This window comes from Burkholderia sp. BE17 (assembly GCF_009362305.1).
GTDB lineage: Bacteria > Pseudomonadota > Gammaproteobacteria > Burkholderiales > Burkholderiaceae > Burkholderia > Burkholderia pyrrocinia_C.
This window is the reverse complement of record NZ_WHNU01000013.1, coordinates 76,994-91,926: the sequence shown is the minus strand read 5'-3', so window position 1 is coordinate 91,926 and position 14,933 is coordinate 76,994. Positions and strand designations below refer to the sequence as shown.

13 protein-coding genes and 2 pseudogenes are annotated in these 14,933 nt (G+C 61.3%); 9 read left to right on the top strand and 6 right to left on the bottom strand.

Features of this window, described 5'->3' with window-relative positions; all coding sequences use genetic code 11:
• The first annotated feature begins 335 nt into the window (after positions 1-335).
• Positions 336-1,457: a porin gene (locus GD429_RS13550; protein ID WP_152857379.1), complete on the top strand. Its 1,122-nt coding sequence runs from the start codon at positions 336-338 to the stop codon at positions 1,455-1,457.
• 180 nt (positions 1,458-1,637) lie between these two features.
• Here the strand turns inward: GD429_RS13550 and GD429_RS13545 are convergent, their stop codons facing one another.
• Positions 1,638-2,036 (bottom strand): GreA/GreB family elongation factor, encoded by a 399-nt coding sequence (locus GD429_RS13545; protein WP_006486027.1) that lies wholly within the window; start codon positions 2,034-2,036, stop codon positions 1,638-1,640.
• 512 nt (positions 2,037-2,548) lie between these two features.
• On the opposite strand from GD429_RS13545, the gene GD429_RS13540 reads away from it, so the two are divergent.
• Complete coding sequence (locus GD429_RS13540; RefSeq protein ID WP_152857378.1) at positions 2,549-2,878, top strand: DUF4148 domain-containing protein; 330 nt, start codon at positions 2,549-2,551, stop codon at positions 2,876-2,878.
• A gap of 157 nt (positions 2,879-3,035) precedes the next feature.
• Here GD429_RS13540 and GD429_RS13535 read toward each other — a convergent pair whose 3' ends face one another.
• Positions 3,036-3,497 (bottom strand): CBS domain-containing protein, encoded by a 462-nt coding sequence (locus tag GD429_RS13535; protein ID WP_152857377.1) that lies wholly within the window; start codon positions 3,495-3,497, stop codon positions 3,036-3,038.
• A 176-nt stretch (positions 3,498-3,673) separates the two neighbouring features.
• Here GD429_RS13535 and ribA point away from each other — a divergent pair, with 176 nt between their 5' ends.
• The 4 genes and pseudogenes from ribA to GD429_RS13515 all read left to right on the top strand — a co-directional run.
• Positions 3,674-4,324 carry a GTP cyclohydrolase II gene (gene ribA / locus GD429_RS13530; RefSeq protein WP_152857376.1) on the top strand — a complete coding sequence of 217 codons (651 nt, stop codon included), beginning with the start codon at positions 3,674-3,676 and terminating at the stop codon, positions 4,322-4,324.
• 222 nt (positions 4,325-4,546) lie between these two features.
• The gene (locus GD429_RS13525; RefSeq protein WP_152857375.1) at positions 4,547-5,821 is read left to right on the top strand and encodes a tyrosine-type recombinase/integrase; all 1,275 of its coding nucleotides are present in this window, start codon (positions 4,547-4,549) and stop codon (positions 5,819-5,821) included.
• Between the two features lie 567 nt (positions 5,822-6,388).
• Entirely contained in the window at positions 6,389-6,604 is a 216-nt protein-coding gene (locus GD429_RS13520; protein WP_152857374.1) for a helix-turn-helix transcriptional regulator, read from the top strand.
• 112 nt (positions 6,605-6,716) lie between these two features.
• Positions 6,717-6,977, top strand: a pseudogene (locus GD429_RS13515) (transposase); the annotation flags it as partial.
• Between the two features lie 43 nt (positions 6,978-7,020).
• Here the strand turns inward: GD429_RS13515 and GD429_RS13510 are convergent.
• The 4 genes and pseudogenes from GD429_RS13510 to GD429_RS13495 all read right to left on the bottom strand — a co-directional run bounded on the left by GD429_RS13510 (position 7,021) and on the right by GD429_RS13495 (position 11,951).
• The gene (locus GD429_RS13510; RefSeq protein WP_152857373.1) at positions 7,021-8,289 is read right to left on the bottom strand and encodes an IS256 family transposase; all 1,269 of its coding nucleotides are present in this window, start codon (positions 8,287-8,289) and stop codon (positions 7,021-7,023) included.
• Between the two features lie 48 nt (positions 8,290-8,337).
• A pseudogene (locus GD429_RS13505) lies at positions 8,338-8,937 on the bottom strand (DNA-binding transcriptional regulator); the annotation flags it as partial.
• Positions 8,938-8,939: 2 nt separating this feature from the next.
• Entirely contained in the window at positions 8,940-11,180 is a 2,241-nt protein-coding gene (locus GD429_RS13500; protein ID WP_152857372.1) for a LamG-like jellyroll fold domain-containing protein, read from the bottom strand.
• A 159-nt stretch (positions 11,181-11,339) separates the two neighbouring features.
• Positions 11,340-11,951, bottom strand: a complete 612-nt coding sequence (locus GD429_RS13495) for a TetR/AcrR family transcriptional regulator (protein ID WP_152857371.1) — start codon at positions 11,949-11,951, stop codon at positions 11,340-11,342.
• A gap of 95 nt (positions 11,952-12,046) precedes the next feature.
• On the opposite strand from GD429_RS13495, the gene GD429_RS13490 reads away from it, so the two are divergent.
• From GD429_RS13490 to GD429_RS13480, 3 genes are all read left to right on the top strand, one after another.
• Entirely contained in the window at positions 12,047-12,967 is a 921-nt protein-coding gene (locus tag GD429_RS13490) for an alpha/beta hydrolase (protein WP_152857370.1), read from the top strand.
• Positions 12,954-13,823 carry an SDR family NAD(P)-dependent oxidoreductase gene (locus GD429_RS13485; protein WP_152857369.1) on the top strand — a complete coding sequence of 290 codons (870 nt, stop codon included), beginning with the start codon at positions 12,954-12,956 and terminating at the stop codon, positions 13,821-13,823. Before GD429_RS13490 ends, GD429_RS13485 begins: the two co-directional genes overlap by 14 nt.
• 121 nt (positions 13,824-13,944) lie before the next feature.
• Positions 13,945-14,802 (top strand): SDR family NAD(P)-dependent oxidoreductase, encoded by an 858-nt coding sequence (locus tag GD429_RS13480; RefSeq protein ID WP_321574593.1) that lies wholly within the window; start codon positions 13,945-13,947, stop codon positions 14,800-14,802.
• Positions 14,803-14,933: the final 131 nt, after the last annotated feature.

The following is a 14,933-nucleotide window of genomic DNA, read 5'->3' as shown; positions in this document are numbered from 1 at the left end:
CAACCGAACCAGTTTGTTGTTTCTATGCAACCGTCAAGACGGCGACATGAAAGAATGGTGCGATGAAAGCCTCCAAAAAGCCCTCGTCAAGAAGTCAAAAAAAGGCATCAAAACAAATACTTATAACGCGGCCCCAGTTTCATTATTTCTAGTTCTGGAAAAGCTTATTTCTTTATTTGCGGATCGCGCCCCTAGGGTACACCCCTAAACTCACGGTTCCCAAACGGGCAACTATCCGGGCGCGGCCAGCAGGACCGATGGCGTTCCCGGGCGGTTGAGACCGTTTATGAAACAAGGTCGCGAGACCTGCCTCTTTTTAGAAGGGAGCTCCACGAATGAACAAGACTCTGATCGTTGCAGCAGCTGCAGCATCGTTCGCTACCGTCGCTCACGCGCAAAGCAGCGTCACGCTGTACGGCGTGCTGGACGCAGGCATCACCTACACGAGCAACGTCCAGCCGGCACTCGGCCAAGCTGGCAAGTCGCGTTGGGCGATGGGTTCGGGCATTGACCAGAGCCGTTTCGGCCTGCGTGGCTCGGAAGACCTGGGTGGCGGCCTGAAGGCAATCTTCACGTTGGAAAGCGGCTTCAACATCGGTAACGGCAAGTTCGCGAACGGCAACGGCGGCATGTTCAACCGTCAAGCTTTCGTCGGCCTGTCGAGCCAGTACGGCACGGTCACGCTGGGTAAGCAGTATGACGCAACGCAAGACTACCTGGCGCCGCTGACGGCAACGGGCTCGTGGGGCGGCACGTACTTCGCGCACCCGCTGAACCTCGACCGTCTGAGCACGAACGGCGATGTCGCACAGAACAACACGATCAAGTTCACGAGCGCGAACTACGCTGGCCTGCAATTCGGCGGCACGTACTCGTTCTCGAACAACACGAACTTCGGCAACAACCGTGCGTACAGCGCGGGTGCTGCATATCAGTTCCAAGGTCTGAAGCTGGCTGCTGCATACTCGCAAGCGAACCTGGGTGACGGTACGAACGCAAACGGCGCAACGTCGTCGGCGATCGGTGGCATCGCTTCCCAAGGCCGTGTCCGCACGTACGGTGCTGCTGCTGGCTACGCATTCGGCCCGGCACAAGTCGGCGCTGCATGGACGCAAGCGCGTCTCGACAACAACGCAGTTGGTCTGGGCACGCTGCGCACCGACAACTACGAAGTCAACGCGAAGTACAACCTGACGCCGGCTCTCGGCCTGGGCGCTGCTTACACGTACACGAACGCGAAGATCAACAACGGCAGCACGCACTGGAACCAGTTCGGCCTGCAAGCTGACTACGCACTGTCGAAGCGCACGGACGTCTACGCACAAGCTGTGTACCAGCGTGCAGCGAAGAACGGCATCGGCGCGTCGATCTACAACGGCAACAGCTTCGCCGACAACCTGCCGAGCTCGTCGATCAACCAAACCGCAGCAACGGTTGGTCTGCGTCACCGCTTCTAAGCGTGACGGCGGGGTAACCCGCTTCGCAGCATCGAAAAAAGGCGCCTTCGGGCGCCTTTTTTTCGTCTGCGGAATGTGATGTCGACGATTCGCATCGTCCGGATGCAAAAAAGCGAGGCCTGTGCCTCGCTTTTTTCGTTCTGCGCTCGTTGCGGCGCGGCGCTTTGCCGGCCGGCGGCGTCAGCGCGTGTATTCGCCGTTGGCTTCCGGCTGGAACACGATCGCGGCGACCTTCATCAGCTTTTCGGCGCCGCTCGGCTGCATCACCTTGACCATCTGGCCGCGCTGCGTACCCAGCAGCGCCATGCCGACGGGCGAGAAGACGTTCAGGCGGCCGAGTTCGAGATTGGCGGCGTCCGGATAAACAATTGTCCAGGTGGCCTGTTCCTGGGTCGCTTCGTCGAGCAGCGTGATCTGCGAGTTCATCGTGACGACGTTCGCCTTGATGGCGTCGGGTTGGACGATGTCGGCGCGCTCGAGCAGCGTGTCGAGCATCGTCTGGAATCGCGGGTTGTGCTCGGCGTGCTTCTCGAGGCGAGCGACGTCGAGTTCGGTCAACTGGTAAAGGCGTTGTTTCATGGAAGTTCTCCAAATGATCGGCAGGGGCAGGCGTGGCGTGCCTATGAGGATCGCCCGGAGCCTGTCTGACCTGGCTCCGGGAGGAGACCGAGCCGTCAGATCAGGCGCCGGGCGGGGGCGAGCGGCACCTGGGCCGTGCGTCGAGCGAGTGGGTGCGCCGGATGGCCGGCGCACGCGCGCACGCCGGCCGGGCCGGACGGCGAAACCGAAAGGGGCGTGAGCGCGTGCATGGTGGATGGAATATCGACTGACAAATAAAACCTTACGATTTTACAACACAACCTTCGGGATATGTGATCCGGCTGTTGGCGTTTCGTCAGCGATTGTTGTGCGGATGAGGCAAGTGGAGGCAACCCGGTCCGTAAACAGTCGCCTATTTTTTCCAAAATCGCAACGCTGTATGTTCAAACTAAGGGTTTCCCCTTGGGGGGGCGAGAACTACACTGATCTCAATCGCTTCAGACAGTCCTGCCGAGGCGACGTCAAAAGAGAACATATTCCGGAGGTAAATCATGAAGTCGATCATCTACGCAGCCATCGCCGCATCCGTCCTTGCCGCCCCGATCGCATCGTTTGCACAGTCCGACCAAGGGCTGACCCGCGACCAGGTCAAGGCCGAACTGGTGCAACTCGAACAGAACGGCTACAAGCCGCTGGCGAGCGATTCGCAATATCCGAGCGACATTCAGGCGGCCGCACAACGGATCCAGCCGAACCAGCCGATGCTCGCGCAGGCTGATACGAGCGGCTACGGTGCGGTGGCGACGGGTGCCGGACAAGCTGGCCGTCGCATGACGCGGGAAGCACCGAATCCCGTGAACTCGGTCTACTTCGGCAACTAAGCGAACGTCCCCGGTCTGCCCGAGCGCACCACTTAATCGACGAGACGCGCGCCGTCCGCGCGCGTCGTTCGCCCGCAGGAGCAGAACCTCCGTCGCCGCATTCCGGCGGCTTTCCGCCCAGACGCTTACGCGTTTGGGCCTTTTTCGCTGGAGCGGGTCAGACGGACGTAACCGCGGGCGTGCCGTGGATGTAGTGTTCGAGCTGGCTGATCGTGAACTGCTGATCGGCAATCACGCTCTTCACGAGGTCGCCGATCGAGATGAGGCCGATCAGCTTGCCGCCGTCGAGGACGGGCAAGTGGCGCATCCGGTGCTCGGTCATCAGCGCCATGCACTCGTCGGTGGATTGCGACGGCTCGACGTAGCGCACCTTCGCCGTCATGATTTCCTCGACGCGGGTGGCCTTTGATGAGCGGTCCTGCAGGACGATCTTGCGCGCATAGTCGCGCTCGGTGACGATGCCTGCGATGTCGTCGCCTTCCACGACCAGCAAAGCGCCGATGCCCTTTTCCGCCATCAGCTTGATGGCGTCGTAGACGAGATCGGTCTTCTTGACGGTATAGATGGTGCGGCCCGAATCCGGCTTGGCCTTGAGAATCTGCGCGACAGTCGTGCTCATTCGCTTTCTCCGTGTGCAGGTCGATGCAGGGAAGGCAGGCGTGATGCGCGTCACCCGATGGGCCCAGTATAGCCGGGCCGGCGGCGGCAGTCGCATGACGTTTCCAGATTAGCGGTAAACTCCCGTCACGCACTATCCACACAACTCCTACATTCCAGAACGTTTCGATTGAATTCATGATGTCTTCGCGTCCCCAATCGCCCACGCAGGGCAATGGCCGGGCCGACGAGTGCGTGACGCTCGTCGCCACCGCGTCGCTGCCTACGCGCTACGGCACGTTCACGTCGTACGCATTCCGCGTATCGGGCAGCGATGCCGAACATCTCGCGCTCGTGATGGGCGACGTGACCGGCGAGCAGTCCGTGCTGACGCGGCTGCATTCCGAATGCCTGACCGGCGACGTGTTCGGCTCGTACCGCTGCGATTGCGGCGAGCAGCTCGATCTCGCGTTGCGCTACATCGCGGCTGAAGACCGCGGCGTGCTGCTGTATTTGCGCGGCCATGAGGGGCGTGGGATCGGCCTGAGCAACAAGATCCGCGCATACGCGCTGCAGGAGCAGGGGCGCGACACCGTCGAGGCGAATCTCGACCTCGGCCTGCCCGACGACGCCCGCGAATACGACTCGGCCGCTTCGATCCTCCGGATCCTCGGCGTGACGTCGGTGCGACTGATGAGCAACAACCCGAAGAAGTTCGACACGCTCGCGAAGCACGGCATTCCCGTCTGTGAGCGCGTGGCGCTCGCGGTGCCCGTGCGCGAGGAGAACGAGCGTTATATCCGCACGAAGCAGACGAAATTCGGGCACTACTTCGAAGAGAACGAATAGGGGAAATTTCGGACTGGTCCGAGATGGTCCGCGTCGATCCGGTAAGATCTTTAAGTGGTTGAAATATCACGATAATTTTGGGTATTCCCGCGTTCCTCTTACCGCTTCGGCGCTTGTCTCCGCTTAGCTAAACTTGCCGCCTCGGCGTAGGTTTCTGTGGTGTTGTGCAGGAAACCTACGCCGCGTATGCTTTTCTCGGGAAAAACCTACGCCGAGGGAAGAATGCGCTTTGATGCCCGTATCGTCGCCAAGCTGCCGAACGGCGAGCACATGACCTTTGAGGGATTTCCCGGGCTTCGCCTTCAGGCTTCCGCGAGTCGCAAATCGTGGACGTATCGCTACAAATCGCCGGTCGACGGCCGCATGCGGCAGGTGAAGCTCGGCGAGTGGCCCGCGATGGCATTCGCTACAGCGATCTCCGCATGGGAAAAGAGTCGCGCCGAGCGCGATTCTGGCGCCGAGCTTTCCGTTCCACGTCGAAAGCGGGAAGATGCAGCTGCTCGTCCGTCACCGACCAGCTACACCGTCAGGGAGCTGTGTCGCGACTATCTGGAAGGTCATGTAGAACCAAATCGGAAGACGAAGGGAGCAGTCGAGGTCGCCCGTATGTTCAAGGCGATGCTGGGGCCTATTGCGGATGCTAGCGCTGCAACCATCACACGCGCCCAGGCGTTCGATTTCCTCGATTCATATCGGTCGACGCCGATGCTCGCGGCACGCCTTCGCATGGAGCTTGGTGGTGCCTGGAACTATGCGCTTGATGCCGGGCGCCTTCCCGACACCACTGCGAATTGGTGGAAGGATGTTTTAAGAGGGCGATTGAAGAGCAAGGGGCGCAAGGTCGAGGGAAAATACACGGGGACGCAGAAGCGAGTGCTCTCGGTGGACGAGCTCGGCGCATTGATCCGGTGGTTACCGAATTTCAGTTTGACTGTTGCTGATGCGCTGACGCTCTATCTTTGGACCGGCGCGAGGGGCGGTGAGATCGTTGCCATGGAGAGTTCCGAGGTGATGGAGGAAGCGGACGGCCTTTGGTGGACTATCCCGAAACACAAGACCAAGGGGCTGCAAAACGAGAGGGCAACAGATCTGCGCGTGCCGCTCATAGGTCGTGCGGAGGTTGTTGTGCGACGGCGCCTCGATCAGGCCAAGGGAACCTTTTTGTTTCCTTCGTCGCGCGGAACGCCGATGGACCAGACGGTGGTCCAGCACGGCGTCTATTATCATCAACCATATTGCAAGATCGCGCCGAAACATGACCGGCCGCGTTTGCCTGTCACGCTCTGGTCAGCTCATGATCTTCGACGTACAACGCGGACGCTACTTGCAATGCTGGGGTGCCCCAATGAAATCGCCGAGGCCGTCCTCGGTCATGTACAGCCTGGAATCATCGGTGTCTACAACCGACACACGTATGACGGCGAACGGCGCGAGTGGCTCACGCAGTTATCGCTTCAGTTGGAATCTATCGCTGCGACGTATCCCCCGAAGAAGTAGGCCAGCGATACTGATTGTAGTGGCGGGTGTTTGATGCGCTGCGATTGGCTATCGGCGCGTGGGATCACCCTGAGACCTCGCGCGTGAACCACGCGATGTTGGGCCTGACACAGGAGCTGATTTTCGCGACTCAGTCTCGGGACCTTGACTTCAGCGAATAATCTCGACAGTCGGCTAGTAACTGCGTCCAGCGATATCGCGACAAGTAAAGAGGCGAAACTGCGCATGTCTCCTGACACACCGTGCCTATAGGACTTCCGTCGTCCTTGAATCGGAAAGGATCGGAGCCAAAGAGCAGGACTGCAAGGAAGTTTGACTCAGCCTCTTTGGGGCGAGGACTACGACGGAACTTCGAGGAAACCCATTGTCCCATGAACGCACCGCCAAACAGAATATGGTTCCTGTGAGAGCGTTTGCCGCGCGTGATATTACCCATTAAATTGGACGTGCGTGGTCAAGCGTAAGCATGAAGGGCTTGCCGTACATCATCGACTCCCTGTTGTTCGTGTTGACAACGCCGCGGGGCTGGTAAGGAATCGAGGGCATTGAGCTAAAGGCGACGTCGCGATGAAGATCTGTTTCTCGCTGAAAGAAGTGGCAGAAGCGCTCTCGCTATCACCGGCGACGGTACAGAAGCTCGTACGTGAGAAGACCTTCCCTGAACCGCGATTGCTATCGGGCCGAAGGGTGGGATGGCTCGTACATGAGGTTCAGACGTGGGCGGATGCTCGCCCGGTTGCTGACCTGCTGCCCCCAGAAAATACGGGCGCCAGGAAGAAGTAATCTTACTGTGTAAGTAAATCAATCTTTGGCGCTGAACAAAACGGACTGAGCTTGCCCCCGAAAAACGAATCCCTTGCTGAGCGTTTAAACTCAAGCAAGGAGAGTCAAGAAGATGAACAAGACGAAACGAGCGCGCTACACGCTCGAATTCAAGCTGGAAGCCGTTCGGCTGGTCAAGGCAGGCCAGAGCGTTGCGGCGGTGGCCGCGACGCTGGACGTGCCGGCGCAATCGATTTCCAACTGGTTCAAAGCTGAACAGGAAGGCAAGCTCGGAGGAGCTGGCACGAAGCCGGTAAGCCCGGAGCAGATGGAGTTGTCGAGACTTCGTGCCGAAGTGGCGCGGCTGAAGATGGAGCGCGACATCCTAAAAAAGGAACCTCTCCGCATTTTTGTGGGCGAGGCGGTTGAACAACAGGTTATCCGCGCGCCTGCGTAAACCGCTCGCCGAACAGGATAGCAAACTGGTTCATCGCTGATTTCCAGTCGAAGGCAGTGCGTACCGTTTTGGCCAGCACATTGCGCAGCGCCAGCCAGAGCAGCTTGATCGCCGCCTCGTCATTCGGGAAGTGGCCGCGCGTCTTGATGATCTTGCGCAGCTGCATATTCAAACTTTCTATAGCGTTCGTGGTGTATACGACCCGTCGAATCTCTGGCGGGAACACGTAGAACGGTACGACGTGCTCCCATGCACGCTGCCACGATTGCACGATGGTCGGGTATTTCTCGCCCCAGGGGCCGTCAGCGAAGTCCTGTAACGCCTGTCTCGCGGCGTCTTCGCTGGCGGCCGCGTAGATCGGGCGCAGTGCTGCGGCGAGTACCTTACGGTCCTTGTAGCTAGCGTACTCGAGACTGTTGCGGATCAGATGCACGATGCAGGTCTGGACAGTCGTCTTGGGATAGGCAGTGCCGATCGCCTCGGTCAGCCCCTTCAGGCCGTCGACCACAGCAATCAGGATGTCCTGGCAGCCGCGAGTCTTGAGTTCGTTGAACACCTTGAGCCAGAACTTGGCCCCCTCGGTCTGCTCGATCCAGAGGCCCAGCACGTCGCGCTGGCCATCGGCCTGGATGCCCAAGGCCAGATAGACGGCCTTGTTGCTGACCACGCCGTCGTCGCGAATCTTGACCCGCAGCGCGTCGAAGAACACGACCGGATACATCGCCTCGAGTGGGCGGCTCTGCCAGCTCAGCGCCTCGGCCATCACCTCGTCGGTGACTGAGCTGATGAAGTCGGGAGACACCTCGGTGCCGTAGCTCTCGGCCAGAAACGCCTGAATCTCGCGCACACTCATGCCGCGCGCGTACATCGCAATGATGCGTTCGTCGAAGCCGGTGAAACGACGCTCGTGCTTGGGAATCAGGATCGGCTCGAAGCTGCCGTCACGGTCACGGGGGACTTCGACACGAACCGGGCCGCGATCCGTGATGACCGTCTTGCCGCTGGCGCCGTTGCGCTCGTTGGCCTGCCCTACGGGCTTGGCCTGGCCCGGCGGGTAGCCCAGATGCAGATTCATCTCGGCGCCCATCGCACGTTCGATGACTGCCTTGTTGAACGCCAACATCAGGTCCTGCACTTCGGCCGGCGTCATCGGCCCCTTGACCAGTTGGTCCAGCAGTTCCTTGGGCAGTTCAGGCAGCGGCCCTCGGGCCACTGCCTGACGCGCTACAGTTTGCCTTTTCTTCTTCATCCGCATATCCATGACTTTTACACCTCATGATATGCCTCGCCCACGAAATCACGGATAGGTCCTAAAAAAGGCCTGTGCGTACTTCGCGAAGGACTCAACGTGAAGTACGCCTTCATCGAACGCAATCGCGCGTGACAGGAAGACGACATTGAGACTGGCGATCACGCGTTCGTCCGCGCTGATCGCGACCGCCACCGCACCGATTCTCGCCTGTGCGGTCCAGTCTCGGTCATTCGAGCCGAAACCATCCTCGCGCACGCACTGGATTAGCTTGCGTACGAGCGCATCGTTCCTCGCGAACGCCTGTTGCTCTTCGCCGCCCGCGCCGGAACGCAACAGTTCCGGAATGTCCTCGCGCTCCTCGTTGGGGCACGTCGCGAAGTAGGCGCGGTCAGCAGAATCGGCAAGCGCCGCCCGACCATCGCGCGATGAAACGATAGCCGGCTGAAGCGATGCGTCGTCTTGCGAATGATCATCGCGTCGCCATCGGGCGTGCTCAGATCGGATGGCCATGCGACGCGCTGCAGCAGCTGCCCCATAATTGGCGGCGCCACGGTGGCGATGCGCTCGGTATCGGTGAAGCCCTCGCTCAACGAACACCGCGAGCGTTAGGCGGAAGCTGTCGTCCGATGTGCTGCGTCGCACGAACCTCACATCACGTCACGGGCCAGCGCTGTAACCTCCGCGGCACTCAATGCGCCTGCGTATACGCGGAAGCCCTGGATGCGGCCGTTGAACGATGGATGCGCCCAATTGCGACCGAGGAAGGTGACCTGATCGCCAACCTGGCGCGGCGACAGCAGGATTTCGTCGGATTTCCCGGCCTCGGTGCCATCAACGTACAGGCGGCAGGTATTGCCCTGCAGCGTGACCGCGAGATGGACCCAGCGGCGAATCGGCAGGGCCCACGGCGCCGCCACAACCTGCGCGTCGTTGCCTGTCGCGCCGAAGATCACAAAGCACAGCGTGCCCGAGCGGGTCTGGGGCGCGATGCACATGGCTGCGTTCGCGTCCAGCCCCGCGAAGAACATGCAACTGTCCCAGTGCAGCCCATTGGCGTAGACCCAAAGAGACACGCTGAAGTCGTCGAGGTCGCTGAATATGCCCGATGGCAGCTGCAGGCCGGCCTTCTGACCGTCGAAGACGATGGCCTTGTCGTTGCGGCGCCCGTCGCCCCAGGTCGCGCCGTCCAGCAGCGTGCCCTCGATCACGGTGATGATGTCAGCGGCGGTCCGCAGCATGCCGTGCGTGCCGGTGCCGTTCGGGTTGTTCAGCGGCAGGGACAGGCGGACCTCGCCGGGAACGGCGATACGAACCACATTGGAGCCGGCTCCCGGGGCGCCAGGGCCCTGCGCCGTGATTTGGTAGAACCAGACGCCGTTGGGCGGTATATCGCTGTAGGTTCGCACCTCGCTCGCCGAAACCGTGCCCAGCAGGTTGAAGGGGCCGTTGGCCCGGCTTGCGCGCTTGACCTCATACGAGGTCGCGCCGACGCTGCCCCACCACGACAGCACGACGCGGTTGCCGCGCAGGTAGGCCGTGAGGCCAGACGGCGGCTTCATGGGGCCGGCATAGTCCGGGCGGCGATGAATCAGCGTCGGCCACCAGACGTCGTCGCTGCTGCCTCCATACTTCGGCTCGCACAACTTCACCATGCGCGCGACGTTCGGCGCCGCCAGCCCCAGGCGATTGACGTAGTGGTTGTAGATGGGCTCCCAGCAGTTGCGGTTGCTCCCGGGGCCGCCCCCGAACGACTGATTCGCCTCCGTCCACAGGGACGTGTGGGGCGCCGACGGGTTCTGCTCGCGCGTATACGGCATCGGGTAGGTCTTGCCGTTCTCGTCGAGCAGGTTAGAGCGCGCCACGTACTCCGCCGCTGCCAGGAAACGGTTGTTGTACAGCCCGTAGAGATCGTCGCCCTGGTTCCAGGCGATTTCCAACAGGTCGCCGCCCAGCGACATGCCCAGCGTGGAGTGGCCCTGGTCGCGGCCGCTTTCCTCCCACTGCCCGAAATAGCCCGGATGCATGAAGTACACGCCATGCCCGATGGCGCCGTTGCCGAAGTTCCGGAGCTTGCCGCGGTTGTTGCCCGCATAGCAGTCGCAGGCCAGCCGGTACAGGTCGGGCTTGTCGCAGAACACGCCGATGGCCATGGCGCCCACAATCGAAGCCATGTCCCAGTTGGCATGGGACCCGATGCGCCCGTCGCCGAGGAACCACGACGATATCGGGGCGAAGACGTTGAGCAGCATGTCCTGGAACCGCTTCAGGCTCGCCGGCGCCCAGCCCGAGTAGGTGCGCAGGACTTCGCCGATCTGAGCCCACTGGTGGCCTTGGATGCCGGCCAGGATGATGAAGGTGTGGTCGTCATGGGCGGTCGAGCCGGGAGGCACCGTTCCGACCACCTTCAGCGTGTTCGCCCAGGCGTCCAGGAACTCCACGGCCTTGTCGGCATAGCGGTTGTCCTGCGGGTCGGACAGCTTCCATCGCAGGACCAGGGACCAGGCGCGCCAGATGTCGACGTACATGTCCCATGAGCTGCCATCGGCCCGGTAAACGGCCGCCAGCGGGAAAGGCCGGGTGTCGAGGGAAGCGTAGCGCTCGGCGCACAGCGTGCTCCACCAGTGCGCCCATGGCTCCTGGCCGGCCTTGATGTAGCCGCGGATGCGGGTGAAGTCGTCTTCGGTGACCAGCAGTCCCGGGTGACGGAAGACGCCGCTCGCCGAAGCCGGCGCGCGCGCCGTACCCGCAAGAGCGGACCGTGCCGCCTGCACTCCGAGTCCCGGCAGCACCGGCAGCATGGGGAGCAGCCCCAAGCCCAGTGACAACGCTCGACGCGCAGGATTCGGCAACTCCTCGAGGCTGGCACGCTCCACGAACCGTTTTGACATCTTTATTCCTCTGCCGTCTTGTTGGACTGCGCAACAGTATGAATTGCGCGACAGTCGGTCAGTGTGACAAAGCAAGCCAACGCAATTGCCGAAGCGGTGAATATTTTTTGGGCAGACTCGGACGCGACCATGCCAGTTCCGAGGTCGAGCCTCAACGCGTCAATCGCCCCGCCTCTTGATACCGCCGGTCAACAATGAAATCGCGGTGCGCAGTAGATCGTCGATGTGATCGACATCCAGTCGAAGGCTATCGGGGCGCCACATCAGGCTGATAACGCCATTCATCATTGCCCACAGGGCCGTCGACGCGTGTTCGGGCTCGACGTCTGCATGCACCCACCCTTCGTCGATACCTCGGCTGATTAATGCTGCCAATTTTGCGTTTTGCTGTCTGATCAGGGCAGCAATGCGCGCGAGCGCCTCCGGCTCATTCGGTGGTTCGACAAGGATACGGAACTGGTGCGGGCGTTCCTTGGCGAACCGCGCGTAAGCAGCTGCCACACAACGTAGTTTCGTCTCCACATCGCCATCGGATGCATAGGCCGCATCCATGTACTCGCGGTTTTCTTCCAACGCGCGCTCCGCCACGGCGATGAGCAACGCGGAACGGCCACCCACACGGTTATAGAGCGTCTGCACTGCGACATCCGCCCGGGTCGCAACCGCTTCAGGTGTGACCGCGTCTAGTCCGCCATCCGTCAGCAAAGTCTCGGCGGCTTGCAGGATCGCCAGTCGGGTCGAGGCCGCCCGGCGCTGAGTTCTGGATTCCATACGGGGGTTTACCTCACTAGATGGATCGTATTACAAAGTTAGAATGCGTTACAACATTGGATCGAAATCTATTCTCGCACACCTTGGAGGGACACATGGCCGGGCGGACAACTGTCGAGTTCGTGGCTGGCGGCCGCGGAGAACATTGCCGTGGCTGGCTGTACGAGCCTCGCGGGACGGGCCCGTTTCCCGTCATCGTGATGGCACACGGGCTGGGCGGAATCAAGGAAATGCGGCTCGACGCCTATGCGCAACGCTTTTGCGCGGACGGCTATGCGTGCCTCGTGTTCGACTATCGACATTTCGGCGCGAGCGACGGCTCCCCTCGCCAATTGCTCGATATCGATCGTCAACTGGAAGACTGGTCGGGTGCGATCGCTTTTGCACGCGGGAACAGCAATCTCCGTCCGGATCAGGTGATCCTGTGGGGAACCTCCTTCGGCGGCGGTCACGTGATTCTCTCTGCGGCACGCGACCGCACGATTGCCGGTGCCATCGCGCAATGCCCGTTCACGGACGGGGTCGCGTCGTTGTTCGCGTTGAACTGGCGTAGTGCGCTCAAGGTCACCGCGCTTGCTCTATGCGATGTAATGCTGTCCCTCGTCGGCAGGGCGCCGGTGATGGTGTCGACGGCGGGGCCGCCCGGTTCTGCCGCGTTGATGACCGCACCGGATGCCCTGGATGGCTATCTCGCGCTCGTACCTGACGGTACTGCATTTCGCAATCAGGTCACGGCACGCTTCGGCCTGAACATCGTTCGGCACCGACCCGGTCGCAAAACAGGCGACATTGCCTGTCCGATTCTGTTTTGTGTTTGCGAAGCCGACTCAGTCGCTCCGGCGGGGCCGACGAAACGGTATGCCAGGCGCGCGCCCAAAGGGGAAGTGCGCGTGTATCGGGCGGGCCACTTCGACATCTATGTAGGCAAGGACTTCGAACAGGTGGTCGCCGACCAGCTGGCATTTCTCCACCGTCACATTCCCACGAAGCAAGGAGGTGCGCATGTCGACTTATAAGCTGGCGAACAAGGTGGTGGCCATTACCGGTTCCACCGGTGGCCTGGGATCGGCCTTGGCCGAAGCGCTGCACGCACGGGGCGCGCGCCTCGCACTTTTCGATTTGGAGGCAGACAGGCTCACGGCGCAAACTCGCAGCTTCGGCCGCCCTTCTGACGTTCTTGGCTGGACCGCAGACGTCCGCGATTTCGAAAGCCTGGAAGCCGCAATGGCCAATGCGGCGTATCACTTCGGTCGGATCGATGTGGTCATCGCAAACGCGGGCATTGACACCGTGGCCCCGATGGCCACCCTCGACCCGGCCGCGTTTGATCGTGTCATCGACATCAACCTCAACGGTGTGTGGCGTACGTTCCGTGCCGGCTTGCCATTCGTCCAGCAACAGCGCGGGTACATGCTGGCGATTTCGTCAATGGCCGCGTTTGTGCATTCGCCGTTACAGGCGTCCTATACGGCCAGCAAGGCGGGCGTCTGGGCGATGTGCGACAGCATCCGTCTGGAGCTTCGTCATCTGGGAATCGGGGTCGGCAGCGCGCATCCGACGTTCTTCCCGACGCCCCTGATGGACGATGTCGTCGCCGATCCGGCCGGCCGGGCGTTGTGGGGAGGCAACGATCGAGGCTTCTGGAAGATGATCCCGCGCGAGCAGGTCGTGCGGGACATCGTGGCAGGCATCGAGCGCCGCGCGGACATGATCGTCGTACCAAAGATCAACACGATCGTGGCCAAGGCACCCGGCTTCTTCAGGCGCTTCGTCGAACGCGCTGGCTTTCGCGGCGGGGACATTGAACGCGCCATCAGTTTGGCGTCGGCAACTGGCTGGAACGACTCGGCTGCGCACGCTCCGACGAAATAGATGGCCTCCGGTAGCCGCAGGAACCGATCGGCTTCGCATGATCAGCGGAGCGGATGGCCCGGCATCCATCGCCCCTTGTTTGCGCAGCAATGGAAATCCAATAGCAGAGGAGCAGTACAAAGTGGCTTACGATCTTCAGGGAAAAGTCGTGCTTATCACGGGTGCTGCAGGCGGCATTGGTGCCGCGACCGCGCGTGAGTTGCATGCATGTGGAGCACGACTCGTTCTAACCGATGTGACGCAGGCGTCAGTGGACCGTCTCGCCGCGGAGTTTGACTCCGAGCGCACGCTCGCCTTGGCACTCGACGTCACTGATGCGGCCGCCACCAGGGCGGTCGTGCAACACGCCGTCGATAGATTCGGTCGCCTCGACATTGCGTTCGCGAATGCTGGCATCTCATGGCACGATGTGCCCGCCACCGTGTACAGCTGCGATGAACAGGAGTTTGAGCGAATCGTCGAGGTCGACCTGCTCGGTGTCTGGCGCACGATCAAGGCTGCATTGCCCGAGATCGTGCGCAATCGCGGCCAGGTCCTGGTCACCGCTTCGGTCTATGCGTTCGTGAACGGCATGGTCAACGCGCCTTACGCAGCGTCCAAAGCCGGAGTCGAGATGCTCGCGCGTTCACTGCGCGCGGAACTCGGCGGCACCGGGTCCACGGCAAGCGTGCTCTATCCGGGATGGGTGGCGACAGCAATTGCCAAGGTCGGCTTCGGCGGAAATGCGCTGGCGACGAAATTGATTGAAAAAGGGTTTCCTGCACCGTTGCGGCGACCGATACAACCCGATGACGTCGCCAAGGCCGTCATAAGAGGGCTGCGAGCCCGCCAACCGCGCATCGTCGTCCCGTTCCGGTGGGCACCGTTCTCGTGGACGCGAGGGCTTTTCAACATCGTGACCGACTGGCATCTCGGGCGGCAACATGAAATGCATCAGTTGATGCGTGAGCTTGAGCGCTGTCGAGACCGACAAAGCTAGCGTGTCGACGGCGCCGTCGTAGGAAAGGCACCCGAGTCAATGATTAGCAAGTTCGATTGTGGTCGACTCACCGTTAGAGCTGGCGATCAGAGGTCTGAAATACCTACATTAGTCCTGGTCGTTCCGGCGGA